The sequence below is a fragment of the Streptomyces sp. NPDC031466 genome, assembly GCF_055581265.1.
This window is the reverse complement of sequence record NZ_JBVIJT010000005.1, coordinates 411,208-427,920: the sequence shown is the minus strand read 5'-3', so window position 1 is coordinate 427,920 and position 16,713 is coordinate 411,208. Positions and strand designations below refer to the sequence as shown.

Genomic DNA, 16,713 nt, shown 5'->3' with positions numbered 1-16,713 from the left:
GCCTCGGGAGCCCGGCCGGCTGTTTCCCGGCCCCGGCCGGCACGCCCGCCGTGGAACCGCACCTCCGCCTGGCGCGGGTGAACAGGAGCTCTAGAGCAGCGCCTCCGAACCGTGCAGCTCGACGAAGCCCACCACCTGGCGCAGCCTGTCGAAGCTCGTGACGTTGTTGCCGATCAGGCGCACCGAGGCCGGGCGGCCCTCACGCCAGCTGTGGGCGGCCAGGGAGAGGGCTCCCCACTGGTTCTCCATTTCGGCGTAATCGTGGCTCAGCTGGTAGTTGGTGAAGCCGTTGATGTTGCCGTAGACGCGGTTGAAGATCGGGCCGAAGCGGGCGGCTTCGGAGAAGATGGTGATGGCCATCAGCATGCCCCGGTCGACGCGCGTCTCGTTCCACGTGGGGACGTTGTGCAGGTCGTACAGCGCGTTGAAGATGTTGGTGGAGCCGAGGTAGAGGTTCTCGCGCGTGCTGCCGCCGTTGAGGCTGAGGTAGCTCCCGTTGCGCGGCATGAAACGCACCTGCACGCCCAGATCCTGCTGGAACTGCTGCTGGCGGCCGTCCTGGAAGGCCCAGTGGACGCCGGCGCCGGGAGAGTAGAAGCCCGCGACGTAGAGGTTGTCGGCCCACAGGTAGACGGAGACGAGGTCGCGTCCCTCGTTCCGCACCCGCACCTGGATCAGCCGGTTCGTGTTCCGGGTGGTCTGCTGGACCAGGCCGCTGCCGGTGTCGGTCGCGTCGCCGTAGCTGTTCTGGTGGATCGCGTCGATCAGGTTCCAGTAGCGATTCGCGTGCTCACCCCGGCCGGCCGTGATGTCCGTGATGTCCCAGTCGATGACCGGCCAGTTCTGTCGGGTCGCCGCGCTGGTCTTGGCCGCTGGCTGGAGGTCCCGGCTGACCGCCGTCGTCCTGTCGGCCGGGCCGGTCGTCGCCGAGGCCGTGGTGGCCAGCGGGGTGAGCAGTGCGGTCGCGGCGGTGATCGACACCAGCGCGAAGCCAGTCCTCTTGAGCACGGCATTCCCTCATCAGTCGGTCGGGTGGGGGGCGGGGTCTGCAATCCCCTCGCATCTCGCTTCAGCATGCATGCGCTTTCTGGCACCCCCTTGCCGTGCCGTGCATGCGGTCTGGTCCCTCCGTGCATGTCCGTGACATGCCCCGCGCCGTTCCCCGGATGCGTGGCTCCGCCGACCTCGGTCAGGAGTCGGTACGCGGGGGCGCCGCGGGCAGTTCGACGGCGACGCGGAGGCCGCCGGCGGGGCGCGGGGTGAGGGTGAGGGTGCCGTCATGGGCACGGGTGATCGTCTTGACGATGGCCAGGCCGAGGCCCGCGCCCACATGGTCGGTGTGGACGCGTTCCGTGCCGCGCCGGAACGGTTCGGTGAGGGTCGGGGTCAACTGCGGGGCGAGCTTCTCGCCGGTGTTCTCGACGGTGAGAAGCACGGTTTCGGGCCGGACAGCGGTGGTGATCCACACGGTGCCCCGGCCGGGCAGGTTGTGGACGATCGCGTTGTGCACCAGGTTCGTGGCCAGTTGGAGCAGGAGTGCCTGCGAGCCGGTCGTGGGGGCGATGTCGCCGCTGGTGGTGAGGGTGACGCCGTGCCTCTCGGCGAGGGGGAGCAGCGTTTCGGTGGCTTCTTCCGCCATGAGGGACAGGTCGACGCGTTCTCGGGCGAAGGTCCGCTGCTCGGCGCGGCCGAGCAGCAGCAGCGCCTCCGTGAGGTCGATCGCCCGGGTGTTGACGGCGTGGAGACGCTCGACGAGTTCGCCGGTCTCGTGGTCGGGGTCGCCGCGGGCGACGTCGAGCAGCGCCTTCGAGATCGCCAGCGGGGTGCGCAGCTCGTGCGAGGCGTTGGCCGCGAACCTCCGCTGTTCGGCGACGTGCGCTTCGAGCCGTTCGAGCATCGCGTCGAAGTCGTCGGCGAGGTCGCGGAACTCGTCCCTGCGGCCCTCCAGGCGGATGCGGTGCGAGAGCGATCCGTCCGTGGCCATACGGGTGGCGTCGGTGATGCGGGTCAGGGGGGCGAGCATGCGGCCCGCGAGGAACCAGCCGCCGAGGAGGCCGAAGACCAGCAGGAACGTCAGGACCGCGGCGGCCGCCGGGGTGAAGGTGCCGATGAGAAGCTGGCGATTGGGGTTGTCGTGCAGCATTCTGCGGTCCCAGTCGTCAGGGACGTACTGCAGGAGGAACACCCACACGGCGGCCAGCAGCAGGGCACCGGCGAGCATGAGGAAACCGGCGTAGCTGAGGGTGAGCTTGAGGCGCACGCTCAGGCCGGGCCGCCTATCCATGGCCTTCCCCCTTGTGTGCGGCCCGGGGCGCCGTGTCGATGCGGTAGCCGGCTCCCGGCGCCGTGGCGATGATCCAGGGTTCGCCGAGCCGTTTGCGCAGGGCCGAGACGGTGATGCGGACGGCGTTGGTGAACGGGTCGGCGTTCTCGTCCCACGCGCGTTCCAGGAGTTCCTCGGAGCTGACGACACCGCCCTCCGCGGCGACGAGGACTTCGAGCACGGCGAACTGCTTCCTGGTCAGTGCCACGTAGCGGCCGTCCCGGTAGACCTCTCTGCGGAACGGGTCGAGGCGCAGTCCCGCGATCTCCCGTACGGGAGGCCTGTGGTGGGCGCGTCTGCGGTCGAGTGCTCTGAGCCTGAGCGCGAGTTCCCGGAGTTCGAAGGGCTTGGTGAGGTAGTCGTCGGCTCCGAGTTCGAACCCCGAGGCCTTGTCGTCGAGGCGGTCGGCCGCCGTGAGCATGAGGATCGGTGTGCCGCTGCCGGAGGCGAGGATGTGCCTGGCGATCTCGTCGCCGGACGGGCCGGGGATGTCGCGGTCGAGGACGGCGATGTCGTACGTGTTGATGCCCAGCAGTTCCAGCGCGGTGGTGCCGTCAGCCGCGATGTCGGCCGCGATCGCCTCCAGGCGGAGGCCGTCGCGGATGGCTTCCGCCAGATAGGGCTCGTCCTCGACAATCAGCACACGCATGGAGCGAGGCTACGAGCCGGCACATATCGCCGGTGTATCGAAAACCGCATACGTGCCGGCAACACCCGGCTGCCTTGACTGGCGGTATGACTCCCACTCCACTGTCGGCAGGAATACGTGAGCGTCGGAGGCGGCGGCTCCTCGTCGCCGGGCTGTTGGTCGCCATCGCCGCCGTCGCGGTGCTCACCATGGCCCTCGGCCGCAGGCCACCGCCGTCCACCTCCTCATCCTCTTCCGCGTCCACGTCCACGTCCGCACCGCCCACGTCCTCCGAGGCCCCGGCACTGCCGAAGGCGCCGCCCGACGGAGTCGGCGCGGCCGACGGAGTGGTCCCCGACGGCGTGACGGTCTTCGACGACGAAACCCCGGCCGTCACCAAGCTTGACCCGCGGCTGCGCAAGGCCCTCCGCCGGGCCGCGACGGATGCCGCCGACGACGGAATCCGGTTCAACGTCAACAGCGGCTGGCGCTCCCCGAAGTACCAGGAAGAACTGCTTCGCAAGGCGGTCGCCGAGTACGGCTCCGAGTACGAGGCCTCCCGGTGGGTGGCCACCGCACAGACCTCTCCCCATGTCTCGGGGGAGGCGGTCGACCTCGGGCGCTCCGACGCGACGAAGTGGTTGTCCCGGCACGGTGCCCCGTACGGGCTGTGCCAGATCTACGAGAACGAGCCCTGGCACTACGAGCTGCGCGCCGAAGCGCGTGATCAGGGCTGCCCGCGGAGGTACGCCGACCCCACCGAGGACCCGAGGATGCGCCGGTGAACAGCACTTTCCGAACGGACGCCCTGCTCGACCGAGACCAGGAGCCAGACCAGGAGCGGCACCAGGAGGGGCGTCCGGGCGCCCCGGCCCGCTCCCGAGCGGAGCCCTGGAAGCGGGGCCCGGTGTTCGCGGTGCTGGCGCTGCTGCTGGGCCTGCTCATCCTGCTGCACGCCCGGATCCCGGACCGCAAGGGCATCGGCAGCCTGGTGGAGAGTTTCCTGCCGTGGTCCGCACTGTTCGTCCCGGTGCTGCTCGCCGGGGCGCTGTGGCGCCGCTCCGCCTCGGCGGCACTCGCGCTGCTGCTGCCCGTGGTGGCGTGGCTGCACCTCTTCGGCGGGCTGCTCGCCGACAAGTCCCGGCCGGGCGCCGACCTCACCGTGGTCTCCCACAACGTCGACGCCGACAACGCCGACCCGGCCGGCACCGCCCGCGACCTGGTCGGCTCCGGTGCGGACGTCCTGGCCCTGGAGGAGATCACCCCCCAGGCGAAGCCGGCGTACGAGCGGGCACTGGCGAAGGCGTACCCGCACCACATGGTGCTGGGCACGGTCGGTCTGTGGAGCAAGCTGCCGCTGTCGGACACCGAACCGGTCGACATCGCGCAGGACGTCGGGCCGCTGGCGGACACCAAGCCGGCCGACGTCAGGGCGGCCGACAGTCGGGCGCTGCGCGCCACGGTGACCACAGAGAACGGGCCGCTGGCGGTGTACGTGGCCCACCTGGGGTCCGTACGGGTGCGTCCCGGGGACGGCTTCTGGACGGGCGACCGGGATCGCGGCGCACAGGCGCTCGCCGAGGCCGTCGCCGCCGAACACAATGAACGGGTGGTGCTCCTCGGTGATCTCAACGGCACCATGGACGACCGCGCGCTCGCCTGTCTCGCCTCGCGGCTGCACTCCGCCCAACAGGAGGCCGGGGACGGCTTCGGCTTCAGCTGGCCGGCGACCTTCCCGGTGGCGCGGATCGACCAGATCCTGGTCCGGGGCGTCGAGCCGACGAGCGCGTGGGTGCTGCCGGCCACCGGCAGCGACCATCGGCCGGTGGCGGCCGGGATCGACTGGTGAGCGGCGTGCGCGAGAACGTGGTCAGGCGGCGCACTGGACGTACGAGACGCTGTTTCACGTGAAACATCGTGGGGGCGGAGGACCGATTGGCCCTCCGCCCCCACGATGCGCGGTGCTGCTGTGTCAATGCCGCACGGGACGCGGCGCGCGACCCACCTGCGTCAGCTCTGCTTGTCCCGGTCCGTCGCCTCGGCCTCGGCCTGCTTGGCCTGGACCTCCGGGTCGAGGGCGGCCTGGTCGCTGCCGTCGACCGAGGTCAGCGGCGTGCTGTCGGGGACCTCGGTGGCCGCGGGCGGCTCCACCAGCCAGTCCGGGTTGGCCTGCTTGTCCCACCACTTCCAGGCGGCGAAGGCACCCCCGGCGAGGATGCTGACAAGGGCGAGCTTCTTGGCGATGCGGCCGTTCCTGGCCCGGCGCTCGTGCTTGCGGACCAGCCGCTGGATCTCCTTGGCCGAGACCTGGCCGCGCAGAGCGGCGAGCGCGGCCGTGCTGCGGGCCGCGGCCTCCTCACGGACGGGCTGGGCGGCCGCCACCGCGCTCTCGATGCGGGGCTTGGAGTACTCGGCGGCCTGTCGGGCGGCCTTGCGGGTACGTACGGCTGCTTCGTGGGCGGCGTGGTCGACCTTCGGCGGCACGTGCGTACGCGCCTGCTCGACGCGGGGGGCGACGTGGGCGCCGTACTGGACACGGGCCTGTTCGGCCGCCTGCGACACCTTGGGCGCCAGCCGCGCACGCGCCTCTTGGGCGTACTGCGCGGCCCGGTCCTTGGCCGTGTCGGCGTATGGCGCCACCGCGTCCGCGGCGTGCCGCACGCTGTCCTTGGCCGAGCCAGTCGCGGCACGCACGCTGTCGATGCGGGTCACGTGATCCTCCTCCTCGGTGGCGTATACGTATGTCACCTTTCCACCCTTTCAAGGATCATGCCTTCTGGATCGCTCCCAGGTATGAATCACTCGCGGGCGGCAAGGAGCGGGTATCCGTTTCCGGCGCGGGGAATCCGATTGAACGGGATGAGAAGAGTTCTTTGCCGACGATGTCACGGATCGCCGCGGCGCGCGCCGACTCGGCGGCTACTCGTCCCAATCCGGTCCGTGCGAGGATCGGGGTGTCACAGAAGACAACGGAAGGCAGATCGTGGCTGAGCAGCTTTACGCCACCCTGAAGACCAACCAGGGCGACATCGTCGTCCGGCTCCTGCCGGACCACGCGCCCACGACGGTCAAGAACTTTGTTGAGCTCGCTCAGGGCGAGCGCGAGTGGGTCCACCCCGCGACCGGCAAGAAGACGACGGACCGTCTGTACGACGGCACGGTCTTCCACCGCGTGATCAGCGGCTTCATGATCCAGGGCGGCGACCCGCTGGGCAACGGCACCGGTGGCCCGGGCTACGAGTTCAAGGACGAGTTCCACCCGGACCTCGCTTTCAACAAGCCCTACCTGCTGGCGATGGCCAACGCGGGACCGGGCACGAACGGCTCGCAGTTCTTCGTGACTGTGTCGCCGACCGCGTGGCTGACCGGCAAGCACACGATCTTCGGCGAGGTCGCCGACGACGCCAGCAGGAAGGTCGTGGACGCCATCGCGGGCACGCAGACCAACCCGCGCACCGACCGCCCGGTGAAGGACGTGGTCATCGAGTCCGTGGTCATCGAGAACCGCGACGCCTGATCGGCGCTTACCCGCGGGTGTCCGCGGGGGAACCGAACCGCCCCGCCCATCCGTAAGGAAGGGCGGGGCGGTGCGTTGCCGAGCGTGCCATCACGCCGGCGCCTGCCGCGCCACAGTGCGGTCGTACCAGTGCCGCCACGCCGCAGTGCCGTCGTACCAGTGCCGTCGCACGGAGATTTGAGGGGACCTCATGGACCAGGTGCCAGGCAGCCCGCAGGAGTCGCGAGGGGCGTCGGGCCTGCCCCGCTGCTACCGCCACCCGGACCGTGAGACCGGCATCACCTGCACCCGATGCGAACGTCCCGTCTGCCCCGAGTGCATGATCAGCGCCTCGGTCGGTTTCCAGTGCCCGGAGTGCGTCCGCGGCGGTTCGGGGACCGGCCACGCCCCGACGGCCACCCAGCCGCGCACGGTCGCCGGCGGCACCATCAGCGCCGACCCCCGGCTGGTCACCAAGATCCTGTTGGGGCTGAACATCGCCCTGTTCCTGATGCAGATGGCGATCGGGGACCGCTTCACCGACCAGTACGACATGCTCGGACGCGCCATCGTGCCGGAGCTCGGATCGGTCGAAGGCGTCGCCGAGGGGCAGTGGTACCGCCTGGTCACGGCGATGTTCCTGCACAGCAGCGTCATGCACATCGCCTTCAACATGCTGAGCCTGTGGTGGATCGGCGGGCCGCTCGAAGCGGCTCTCGGCCGGGCCCGGTACATCGCCCTGTACATGGCCTCGGGGATCGCGGGCAGCGCGCTGACCTATCTCCTCGAAGAGCCGAATCAGCCCTCGCTCGGAGCGTCCGGCGCCGTCTTCGGCCTGTTCGGCGCGACCGCCATCCTGATGCGGCGCCTGAAGTACGACATGCGGCCGGTCCTCGCGCTGCTGGCGATCAACCTGCTCATCACGAAGTTCTGGCCCAACATCGCGTGGCAGGCCCACATCGGTGGCCTGGTCGGCGGGCTCGTCGTGGGCTACGCCATGGTGTACGCGCCCCGCAAGCGGCGGAGCCTCATCCAGTACGGCAGCTGTGCGCTGGTCCTGGTCGCGACCGTGGTGATCGTCCTCGTCAGGACCGGGCAGCTCGTGTGAGGAAACGGTGTTGTCCACAGCGTGTGCTCGATCCTGTGCACGCAGTGGGGAACACCCGTGCCCCTCGTCGCCGGCCCGGGTTTTCCCAGGAAGGACAAGGGGTGGGCGGTGGCGAGGGAACCGGTGGGTCAGTCACACCGGTGTCAACCGGCGGAGAGTTATCCACAGATCTTCAGACCTTTTCCACTCGTGTGGATAGCGCTGTGGATAACTCAGGGCAGGGCTTGTGCGGCGGGGGTGAAGTGGGCTACTTCCCCTCCCCGCGGAGAGCTACTTCCACTGCGTGGAGACGCCGAAGCCCGCCGCGATGAAGCCGAAACCGACGACGATGTTCCAGTTGCCGAGCGAGTCGATCGGCAGCGTGCCGTTCGTGACGTAGAAGACCACGATCCAGGCCAGCCCGATGAGGAACATCGCCAGCATCACCGGAGCCACCCAGCTGCGGTTGGTCAGCTTGATGTTCGTCGCCTTCTTGGCGGGGGGCGGCGTGTAGTCGTCAGCCTTCTTGCGGATACGTGACTTCGGCACGAGGGTCTCTCCTGTCGATGCGCTGCGTGGCCGCGCAGGTAACTGGGACGGGGCTTGGCGGGACTCCTCGGGGAGCTGAGGCCTCCCCCCGGGCGTCCGTTAGCGTAGTGCTTCCGCGGCGCTGAAGGAGATAAGGGTACGTTGAGCAATTCTGCCGACCCCCACAAAGGTGCCGGTCGTCGCCCTCGATGGCGTCCGGTTCGGGTGCTTACGGGTGCCGTTTTCGCGCTCGCCGGCCTGATTTTCTTCACCAGTTTCAACACGGCCAAGGGCACCAACATCCGCACCGACGCCTCCCTGCTGAAACTGTCCGACCTGATCCAGGAGCGCAGCCACAAGAACGGCGCGCTGGACGAGTCCAACGGCTCCCTGCGCGACGACGTCGAGGCGCTCGCCCAGCGGGACGACGGGGGCACCAAGGCCGACGACGCCCGGCTCAAGGCCCTGGAGGAGAACGCCGGCACCAAGGAGCTGCACGGCGAGGCCGTCACGGTCACCCTCGCCGACGCCCCACCCGACGCGGCGCCCAAGCTCCCGGGCTACCCCGACCCGCAGCCCAACGACCTGGTCATCCACCAGCAGGACCTCCAGGCGGTGGTCAACGCCCTGTGGCAGGGTGGCGCCAAGGGCATCAAGGTCATGGACCAGCGGCTGATCTCCACGAGCGCCGTGCGCTGCGTCGGCAACACCCTGATCCTCCAGGGCCGCGTCTACTCCCCGCCCTACAAGGTGACCGCCGTGGGGAACCCCGACAAGCTCAGGGCCGCCCTCGCCGCGTCCCCCGAGATCCAGAACTACATGCTGTACGTCAACGCCTACGGCCTCGGCTGGAAGGTGGACGACGACGGGGCGGTGACTCTTCCCGGCTACTCGGGCACAGTGGATCTCCACTACGCGAAGCCCGTGCGATGACCGGCGGAGCGGTCCCGTGCGACGACCGGCGGAGCCGTGGAGCAGCCGGAGAATAGCCGCCCCCAGGGGGAGCCTGTGTCCGTGCGCGTGATCGTCAGGACGTTCAGCGAGCTGTGCGTGACCGTCGGCACGCTGATCGTGCTCTTCGTGGTGTACGTCCTGTTCTGGACCGGCGTGCGGGCCGACGAGGCCATGGAGCGCCAGATCGACGACCTCCACAGCCGGTGGGCGCGGGGCTCGGCGTCCGCGGGGACGGGCGGCGCCGAGGGTGGCGGTGTCGAGGCCTCCCCGCAGCAGCCCGCCCCCTACAAGGACGGCAAACCGTTCGCCGTCATGTACATCCCGCGGTTCGGTTTCACGTGGAACAAGCCCGTGCTCCAGGGCACCGGCACGGACGTGCTGAAGAAGGGGCTCGGGCACTACGCCGCCACCGCCCGGCTGGGGCAGAAGGGCAACTTCGCGGTCGCCGGCCACCGGCGCACCTACGGAGACCCCTTCAAGGACTTCCCGCGGCTGCGGCGCGGTGACGCCGTCGTCCTGACCGACGGCGCGACCTGGTTCACGTACCGCGTCGAGAGAAGGCCCCACAAGACCCTCCCCGGCGACATCGGCGTCATCGCGCCCGTCCCGCGCGGCTCCGGCTTCGAGGGCCCCGACCGCTACCTCACCCTGACGACCTGTGAACCGGAGTGGGGACACAGCCACCGGCTGGTCGTCTGGGCCCGACTGGAGGGCATCCGGCCCGTGGAGGCCGGGAAACCGGAGGCACTGCGCCGTTAGTCTGTTGCCGTACGGCGAGAGAGGCCTGTTGCCGTACGCGACCGGAAGGGACGGCATGTACGGCTGGATCTGGCGGCATCTGCCGGGAAACACATGGTTGAGGGCGCTGATCGCTCTGGTGCTCGTCTTCGCGGTGGTCTATCTGCTGTTCCAGTACGTCTTCCCCTGGGCCGAACCGCTGCTCCCCTTCAACGACGTCACCGTGGACGGCCAGTGAGCGCCCCCGGCGGCGCCCGCCGCACACGCGTCCTGGTCGTGGACAACTACGACAGCTTCGTCTTCAACCTCGTCCAGTACCTGTACCAGCTGGGAGCCGAGTGCGAGGTGCTGCGCAACGACGAGGTCGAGCTGCGGCACGCGCAGGACGGCTTCGACGGCGTCCTGCTCTCGCCCGGACCCGGCACCCCGGAGCAGGCGGGCGTCTGCGTCGAGATGGTGCGCCACTGCGCCGCGACCGGCGTGCCCGTCTTCGGGGTCTGCCTCGGCATGCAGTCCATGGCGGTGGCGTACGGGGGCGTGGTGGACCGCGCCCCGGAGCTTCTGCACGGCAAGACCTCACTCGTACGTCATGAGGGCAAGGGCGTCTTCGCCGGCCTGCCGTCGCCCTTCACCGCGACCCGCTACCACTCGCTGGCGGCGGAGCCCGCCACCGTCCCGGCCGAGCTCGAGGTCACCGCGCGCACGGAGGACGGCATCATCATGGGCCTGCGCCATCGGGAACTGGCGGTCGAAGGCGTGCAGTTCCACCCGGAGTCCGTGCTGACCGAGCACGGCCATCTCATGCTCGCCAACTGGCTGGTGGAGTGTGGCGACACCGGCGCCGTCGCGCGCTCGAGCGGGCTCGCCCCGGTGGTGGGCAGGGCCACGGCGTGACGGCCCCGCGCCCCGAGCCAGACCCCTCCGCGGCCCCGTACGGCGCGAGTGGCGCGCCCGGGGGCGGGGGCGGTCATGCGCCCGGGGACGGTGGCGGTCGCGCGCCCGGGGACGCGGAGACACTGGAGGAGGCGGTCGAGCACCTGGCCGACCCGCTGACCGATCCGCTGCCCGGCCCCCGGCCCGGGGATCACCCCTCTCCGTGGTTCCGCAGCGCGATTGCCGAACCGCAGCGCGCGCCCGCTCCCGAGCCGGTGGCAAAGCCGCCACGCGCGCCCGAGCCCACGGCGGCCCCCGCCCCCAGGGTGGTGCCCCAGCGCGTGCCTGAACCCACGTACGAGCAGCTGTACGGTGGTTACGCCCCAGAGCCGACAGCCGATGACGAGACGGTGGGCCTGCGGACCGCCGAGACGCGCCGCGCGCTGCAAACCGAGGGCGGGCCCGAGCCCGTCGGCTCCACCGGGGGCAGCCCCGAGCCCCTTCACCCCGCCGAGGGCAGGGCCGCCCGCCGCAAGGCCGCGAGGAAGGGCGGCGCGCGCCCCGCACCGCCCCGGCCCGGCGGTGCCCCGCTCTCGCGTGTGGAGGCCCGTCGCGCGGAACGTGCCCGTAGGCCCTCACCCGGCGCGGTGATCAGCCGTGGGCTCGGCGAAGTCTTCATCACCGTAGGCGTGTTGATGCTGCTGTTCGTCGCCTACCAGCTGTGGTGGACGAACATAAGGGCCCAGCGGCAGGCGGACGGCGCCGCCCACGAGCTTCAGCAGGAGTGGGCGAAGGGCGAGGGCAGGCCGGGCGCCTTCGAGCCGGGCCAGGGCTTCGCGCTCCTGCACATCCCGAAGCTGGACGTCGTCGTGCCGGTCGCCGAGGGCATCGACAAGCAGAAGGTCCTCGACCGCGGCATGGTCGGCCATTACGACAAGGGCGCCACCAAGACCGCGATGCCGGACGCCGAGAAGGGCAACTTCGCGCTGGCCGGCCACCGCAACACCCACGGTGAGCCGTTCCGCTACATCAACCGCTTGGAGCCGGGCGACCCCATCGTCGTCGAGACGCGGGACACGTACTACGTCTACAAGATGGCAAGCATCCTGCCGCAGACGAACCCCGGAAACATCAGTGTGATCAGCCCCGTGCCACCGGGCTCCGGCTTCACGAAACCCGGCCGCTACATCACACTGACCACCTGCACCCCGGAGTTCACCAGCAAGTACCGGATGATCGTCTGGGGCAAGATGGCCGAGGAGCGGCCGCGCGGCAAGGGCAAGCCGAGCGCGCTCGTCAACTAGAAGTGTGAGAACGGGGCAGAACCAGTGGCAGCCACAACCGAAGACGACGAGAAGCAGGCCGAGGCGCCCGCTCCGGCGCCCGCACCACACCGTCGGGGCCGCGGCCCCATCGCCACGGCGGTCAGCGTCTTCGGGGAACTCCTCATCACCGCGGGCCTGGTCCTCGGGCTCTTCGTCGTCTACTCCCTGTGGTGGACCAACGTCGTCGCCGACCGCGAGGCGCACAAGCAGGGCGAGAAGGTGCGCGACCGGTGGGCGGGCGGCCCGGGCAGCGTCGACACCAAGGGCGGCATCGGCTTCCTCCACGTACCCGCGATGGGCAACGGCGAGATCCTGGTCAAACCGGGCACCGACAGCAAGCGCCTCAACGACGGCGTCGCCGGCTACTACAAGAAGCCGATCAAGTCCGCCCTGCCCGAGGACAAGAAGGGCAACTTCACGCTGGCCGCGCACCGCGACGGGCACGGCGCGAAGTTCCACAAGATCGACAAGATCAAGAAGGGCGACGCGATCGTCTTCGAGTCGCGGGACAAGTGGTACGTCTACAAGGTCTACAAGACGCTGCCCGAGACCTCGAAGTACAACGTGAAGGTCCTGGACCCCGTCCCCAGGGAATCGGGCGTGAAGCACTCCGGGCGCTACATCACGCTGACGACCTGCACGCCCGTCTACACCTCCACCTACCGCTACGTCGTGTGGGGCGAGCTGGAGCGGATCGATGACGTCGACAACAAGAGGACGCCTCCACCGGAGCTGAAGTGACCGCCGCCGCCCCAGGGCGGGCACGACAGAGCCCCGGTCGCCGCTGAGCGGTGACCGGGGCTCTGTGCACGCGGCCGGTGGGCCGGGTCAGTCCTCGTCGCGGTTCGAGCCCCAGTGGGAGTCCCGGTGGGAGTCGCGCTGCGACAGGCCGCCGAGGAAGCCGCCGCCGTCGTCGTCCCCGCCGCCACCGATTCCGCCGTCGCCGTTCCCGCCGTTTCCGCCGCCGCCCGCGGTGGTCAGGTTGACCGCCGAGCCGGGATCCACCTTCTCGCCCGCGTTGGGCGTGGAGAGGACCACGAGGGCGTCGTCGTCCTGCGGGCCGGTGATGGTGCCGACCGAGAGGCCGGCGTCCTCGATGGCCTTACGGGCGTCCTTCAGCTTCTGGCCGGTCAGCGGCGGGACGGTGGTCTCCTCCGGCTTCTTGGCGACCTGGACGGTCACCGTGGAGCCGGGGTCGGCCGACGTGCCCGCGGTGGGCGTGGTCTGGATGACCTTGCCCTCCGCGACCTCGTCGCTGGCGACGTCCTGACGCTGGGCGACGAGGTTGCTGTCCTCGATCTGCTTCTTCGCCTCGGCCCAGGTCTTGCCGACCACGCTGGGCACGACGGACTGCGTCTTCTTCTTGGCGACGATGAGGGTGATCTCGCTGCCCTTTTGGACCTCGGTCCCGAACGTCGGGTCCTGTTCGAGCACCGTGCCCGGCTCCTCGGTGGACTCCCGGGACTCGGTCTCCACCTTGAACTGGTACTTGTCGCCCCGAAGCTTCTCCGTGGCGTCCTCGACGTCCGTGCTGATGACGTTCGGCACCGCGACCTTGGGCGCACCGGTCGAGACCGTCACCGTGATGGTGTCGCCCTTCTCGACCTCCGTGTCCGCCCCGGGATCCTGCTCGCAGATCTCGCCCTTCGGGTACTTGGCGCACGGCTCGTGCTTGCCGACCTCCAGCTTGAGCCCGACGTTGGCGACCGACTCCTTGGCCTCACTGACCTTCTCGCCGACGAGGTTCGGCGCCTTCGTCGTGCTGTCGGCGCCGTCCCCGCTGAACGCCACCTTCCCGATGAGGATCGCCCCCACCAGGACGAGGACGCCCGCGATGATCAGCAGCCACGTCGACGTGTTGTTCTTCTTCTGGCGGCGGCCGTGGCCGGTCTCGTCGTAGCCCCCGTCGTCGGGGCCGACCGGCGGCATCATGGACGTGTGGCCGCCACCGTTCTGCGGATGCAGCATCGCGGTCTGCTGGTCGTCCGGGTGGCCGTAGCCGACCGCGCCCATGGCGGCGGTGGCCGCGACGGGCTGGCCGTCCAGGCACGCCTCGATGTCGGCGCGCATCTCGTCGGCCGACTGGTAGCGGTAGTCGGGGTCCTTGGTGAGGGCCTTCAGGACGATGGCGTCCATCTCCGGAGTGATCTCTCCGTCGAAGACGCTCGGGGCCTGCGGCTCCTCACGTACGTGCTGGTAGGCGACCGCGACCGGGGAGTCGCCGACGAACGGCGGCCGGACGGTGAGCAGCTCGTAGAGCAGACAGCCGGTGGAGTAGAGGTCGGAACGGGCGTCCACCTGCTCGCCCTTGGCCTGCTCCGGGGACAAGTACTGGGCCGTGCCGATCACCGCGGCGGTCTGCGTCATCGTCATGCCGGAGTCGCCCATGGCGCGGGCGATGCCGAAGTCCATGACCTTGACCTGGCCGTTGCGCGTCAGCATGACGTTCGCGGGCTTGATGTCGCGGTGGACGATGCCGTTGCGGTGGGAGTACTCCAGTGCCTGGAGGATGCCGATCGTCATCTCCATGGCCCGCTCCGGCAGCAGCTTGCGGCCGGAGTGAAGGAGCTCGCGCAGCGTGGAGCCGTCGACGTACTCCATCACGATGTACGGGATGGAGACCCCGTCGACGTAGTCCTCGCCGGTGTCGTAGACCGCGACGATCGCCGGGTGGTTGAGCGAGGCGGCCGACTGGGCCTCACGGCGGAACCGGGCCTGGAACGACGGATCGCGGGCCAGGTCGACCCGCAGCGTCTTCACCGCCACGGTGCGTCCGAGGCGGGTGTCGTGCGCGAGGTAGACCTCCGCCATCCCACCACGGCCGAGCACCTGGCCCAGCTCGTACCGGCCGCCGAGGCGACGCGGCTCTTCCATAGCTAATCCAGCCCTCTCCGTCGGTCCCCGACCGCACCTTTGTGTGGTCCGGCGGTGTGCTGTCCGGGCATACGGTACCCGGCTCGACTTACGTGACCCGGACGTGACCGTCAGCCGATACCGGACCGGTACCGCAACGTGCACCGATGTCGAGTGGCCGTGACGGGCGTCACTTCTTGCTCTTGATGACCGCTTCCATCACGTCCCTGGCGATGGGGGCGGCGAGCCCGCCACCGGAGATGTCACCCCGGTCCGCGGCACTGTCCTCGACCACCACGGCGACGGCGACCGGCGAACCCGAGTCCGTCTTGGCGTACGAGATGAACCAGGCGTAGGGGTTCTTGCTGTTCGCCACGCCGTGCTGGGCCGTACCCGTCTTGCCACCGACGGTGACGCCGGGGATCTGCGCCCTGGTTCCCGTGCCGGACTTGACGACCGTCTCCATCATTTCCTGGAGCTTCTGGGCGTTCTCCTTCGAGAGCGGCTCGCTCATCTCCTTGGGCGAGTGCTTCTCGATGACGTCCAGGTTCCGCGCCTGCAGCTCGCTGACCATGTACGGCTCCATGAGCGTGCCGTCGTTGGCGATCGCGGAGGCGACCATGGCCATCTGCAGGGGCGTGGCGGCGGTCTCGAACTGGCCGATGGAGGACAGCGCGGTCTGCGGCTTGTCCATGTCCTCGGGGAAGTTCGAGGCGTTCGAGCGGACCGGGACGAACTGCTCGGAGTTGAACCCGAACTTCTTCGCCGTCTCCAGCATCTTGTCCTTGCCGAGATCGGCGCCGATCTTGCCGAAGACGGTGTTGCAGGAGACCCGCAGCGCCTCACGCAGCGAGGCGTTCTTGCAGGGCAGGTCGCCCTCGTTCTTCAGCTGGGTCGTGGTGTTCGGCATGGTCCACGGCAGCGGCGAGCGCGTCTTGCCGTCGACGCTGTCGTACAGGCCGTGCTCCAGGGCTGCCGCCGCCGTGACGACCTTGAAGGTGGAGCCGGGCGGGTAGGTCTCGCGCAGTGCGCGGTTGACCAGCGGCTTGTCCTTGTCCTTGTCGAGCTCCAGGAACTTCTCGGCCTCGGCGTTGGTGTTGCCCGCGAAGTCACCGGGGTCGTACGAAGGGGTGGAGGCCAGCGCGAGGATCGCGCCCGTCGACGGGTCGATGGCGGCCACCGCGCCCTTGCCGCGGCCCTTCAGCCCCTCGTAGGCGGCCTTCTGCGCCGCTCCGTCGAGGGTGGTGACGACATTGCCGCCCTCCTTCTTCTCGCCGGTCAGCATGTCGAGCGTGCGGCGGAAGAAGAGCCGGTCGTCGTTGCCGGTCAGGATGCCGTCGTCGATGTTCTCCAGCTGGCTGGCACCGATGCGCTGCGAGGAGTACCCCGTGATGGGGGCCCACATGGGCCCGTTCTTCCAGGTGCGCTTGTACTTCAGGTCGCTGCCCGGGGTGGCCTTGGAGCCGGTGATCGGCTTGCCGTCCACGATGATGTCGCCGCGCGGCTGGGAGTAGCGCTCGATGGTGACGCGGCGGTTCTTCTCGTGCTTGGCCAGGGTGTCGGCCTGCACGTACTGGAGCCAGTTGTCCCGGGCCAGCAGGGCGAGGACGAGCAGCCCACAGAAGATCGCGATCCGGCGCAGGGGCTTGTTCACGAAACCTCTCTACCTGGTAATTAATTCAGTGGTTTCCGTTGAGTCTAAGTGGTATTGCCTGTGTTTCTCACTCAATTCACGAAACGTACCATATAGGGAAAATTGTGGACACTCTCTGCAAAATATTCCTTTCGTTGCCGTATGGGTAGAGCGTGAAAGTTGGTTGACGTGCAATGTGCATCTAGTGAAGAATCGAACGCGGTGAGTGACGATCGTTCACTGTGCAACATATGCGTTTCTGGCTAAAGAATTGA

General features: G+C 69.2%; 17 protein-coding genes. 10 read left to right on the top strand and 7 right to left on the bottom strand.

Annotation, left to right across the window (positions count from 1 at the left end; all coding sequences use genetic code 11):
• Positions 1-90: 90 nt before the first annotated feature.
• The 3 genes from ACZ5GP_RS13975 to ACZ5GP_RS13965 form a co-directional block, all read right to left on the bottom strand.
• The gene (locus ACZ5GP_RS13975) at positions 91-1,008 is read right to left on the bottom strand and encodes a ribosome-inactivating family protein (RefSeq protein ID WP_468751073.1); all 918 of its coding nucleotides are present in this window, start codon (positions 1,006-1,008) and stop codon (positions 91-93) included.
• A gap of 181 nt (positions 1,009-1,189) precedes the next feature.
• Positions 1,190-2,284, bottom strand: coding sequence for a sensor histidine kinase (locus ACZ5GP_RS13970; protein ID WP_468751072.1), 1,095 nt, complete (start codon positions 2,282-2,284; stop codon positions 1,190-1,192).
• On the bottom strand, positions 2,277-2,972 hold the full coding sequence (locus ACZ5GP_RS13965; RefSeq protein WP_468751071.1) for a response regulator transcription factor: 696 nt from the start codon (positions 2,970-2,972) through the stop codon (positions 2,277-2,279). The genes ACZ5GP_RS13970 and ACZ5GP_RS13965 overlap by 8 nt, the downstream gene beginning before the upstream one ends.
• 86 nt (positions 2,973-3,058) lie before the next feature.
• Here ACZ5GP_RS13965 and ACZ5GP_RS13960 point away from each other — a divergent pair, with 86 nt between their 5' ends.
• Positions 3,059-3,736 carry a M15 family metallopeptidase gene (locus ACZ5GP_RS13960; protein ID WP_468751070.1) on the top strand — a complete coding sequence of 226 codons (678 nt, stop codon included), beginning with the start codon at positions 3,059-3,061 and terminating at the stop codon, positions 3,734-3,736.
• Between the two features lie 122 nt (positions 3,737-3,858).
• Positions 3,859-4,800 carry an endonuclease/exonuclease/phosphatase family protein gene (locus tag ACZ5GP_RS13955; protein ID WP_468751277.1) on the top strand — a complete coding sequence of 314 codons (942 nt, stop codon included), beginning with the start codon at positions 3,859-3,861 and terminating at the stop codon, positions 4,798-4,800.
• A 161-nt stretch (positions 4,801-4,961) separates the two neighbouring features.
• Here the strand turns inward: ACZ5GP_RS13955 and ACZ5GP_RS13950 are convergent, their stop codons facing one another.
• Positions 4,962-5,663, bottom strand: a complete 702-nt coding sequence (locus tag ACZ5GP_RS13950; protein WP_468751276.1) for a DUF5324 family protein — start codon at positions 5,661-5,663, stop codon at positions 4,962-4,964.
• Positions 5,664-5,934: 271 nt separating this feature from the next.
• Here ACZ5GP_RS13950 and ACZ5GP_RS13945 point away from each other — a divergent pair, with 271 nt between their 5' ends.
• Together ACZ5GP_RS13945 and ACZ5GP_RS13940 are read left to right on the top strand one after the other, a co-directional pair.
• The gene (locus ACZ5GP_RS13945) at positions 5,935-6,468 is read left to right on the top strand and encodes a peptidylprolyl isomerase (RefSeq protein WP_468751069.1); all 534 of its coding nucleotides are present in this window, start codon (positions 5,935-5,937) and stop codon (positions 6,466-6,468) included.
• Positions 6,469-6,658: 190 nt separating this feature from the next.
• Entirely contained in the window at positions 6,659-7,555 is an 897-nt protein-coding gene (locus ACZ5GP_RS13940) for a rhomboid family intramembrane serine protease (RefSeq protein ID WP_468751068.1), read from the top strand.
• Positions 7,556-7,825: 270 nt separating this feature from the next.
• On the opposite strand, the gene crgA is transcribed toward ACZ5GP_RS13940, so the two are convergent.
• On the bottom strand, positions 7,826-8,083 hold the full coding sequence (crgA, locus tag ACZ5GP_RS13935) for a cell division protein CrgA (RefSeq protein ID WP_358578035.1): 258 nt from the start codon (positions 8,081-8,083) through the stop codon (positions 7,826-7,828).
• 141 nt (positions 8,084-8,224) lie between these two features.
• Here crgA and ACZ5GP_RS13930 point away from each other — a divergent pair, with 141 nt between their 5' ends.
• The 6 genes from ACZ5GP_RS13930 (at position 8,225) to ACZ5GP_RS13905 (ending at position 12,693) form a co-directional block, all read left to right on the top strand.
• Positions 8,225-8,995, top strand: coding sequence for a DUF881 domain-containing protein (locus tag ACZ5GP_RS13930; RefSeq protein WP_468751067.1), 771 nt, complete (start codon positions 8,225-8,227; stop codon positions 8,993-8,995).
• 75 nt (positions 8,996-9,070) lie between these two features.
• Positions 9,071-9,775, top strand: coding sequence for a class E sortase (locus tag ACZ5GP_RS13925; protein WP_468751066.1), 705 nt, complete (start codon positions 9,071-9,073; stop codon positions 9,773-9,775).
• A gap of 28 nt (positions 9,776-9,803) precedes the next feature.
• Positions 9,804-9,992 carry a hypothetical protein gene (locus ACZ5GP_RS13920; RefSeq protein WP_468751288.1) on the top strand — a complete coding sequence of 63 codons (189 nt, stop codon included), beginning with the start codon at positions 9,804-9,806 and terminating at the stop codon, positions 9,990-9,992.
• Positions 9,989-10,648, top strand: coding sequence for an aminodeoxychorismate/anthranilate synthase component II (locus tag ACZ5GP_RS13915; protein ID WP_358578026.1), 660 nt, complete (start codon positions 9,989-9,991; stop codon positions 10,646-10,648). Before ACZ5GP_RS13920 ends, ACZ5GP_RS13915 begins: the two co-directional genes overlap by 4 nt.
• Before the next feature lie 122 nt (positions 10,649-10,770).
• Complete coding sequence (locus ACZ5GP_RS13910; protein WP_468751275.1) at positions 10,771-11,931, top strand: class E sortase; 1,161 nt, start codon at positions 10,771-10,773, stop codon at positions 11,929-11,931.
• A 24-nt stretch (positions 11,932-11,955) separates the two neighbouring features.
• Positions 11,956-12,693, top strand: a complete 738-nt coding sequence (locus ACZ5GP_RS13905) for a class E sortase (protein WP_468751065.1) — start codon at positions 11,956-11,958, stop codon at positions 12,691-12,693.
• Between the two features lie 87 nt (positions 12,694-12,780).
• On the opposite strand, the gene pknB is transcribed toward ACZ5GP_RS13905, so the two are convergent.
• Both pknB and ACZ5GP_RS13895 read right to left on the bottom strand, forming a co-directional pair.
• Entirely contained in the window at positions 12,781-14,826 is a 2,046-nt protein-coding gene (gene pknB / locus ACZ5GP_RS13900; RefSeq protein ID WP_468751064.1) for a Stk1 family PASTA domain-containing Ser/Thr kinase, read from the bottom strand.
• 169 nt (positions 14,827-14,995) lie between these two features.
• Entirely contained in the window at positions 14,996-16,459 is a 1,464-nt protein-coding gene (locus tag ACZ5GP_RS13895) for a peptidoglycan D,D-transpeptidase FtsI family protein (protein WP_468751063.1), read from the bottom strand.
• Positions 16,460-16,713: the final 254 nt, after the last annotated feature.

Excerpts from the sequence above, each read along its gene's own strand:
- ACZ5GP_RS13965 (WP_468751071.1), bottom strand. The coding sequence starts at position 2,972 with ATGCGTGTGCTGATTGTCGAGGACGAGCCCTATCTGGCGGAAGCCATC.
- pknB (WP_468751064.1), bottom strand. The coding sequence starts at position 14,826 with ATGGAAGAGCCGCGTCGCCTCGGCGGCCGGTACGAGCTGGGCCAGGTG.
- ACZ5GP_RS13970 (WP_468751072.1), bottom strand. The coding sequence starts at position 2,284 with ATGGATAGGCGGCCCGGCCTGAGCGTGCGCCTCAAGCTCACCCTCAGC.
- ACZ5GP_RS13960 (WP_468751070.1), top strand. The coding sequence starts at position 3,059 with ATGACTCCCACTCCACTGTCGGCAGGAATACGTGAGCGTCGGAGGCGG.
- ACZ5GP_RS13940 (WP_468751068.1), top strand. The coding sequence starts at position 6,659 with ATGGACCAGGTGCCAGGCAGCCCGCAGGAGTCGCGAGGGGCGTCGGGC.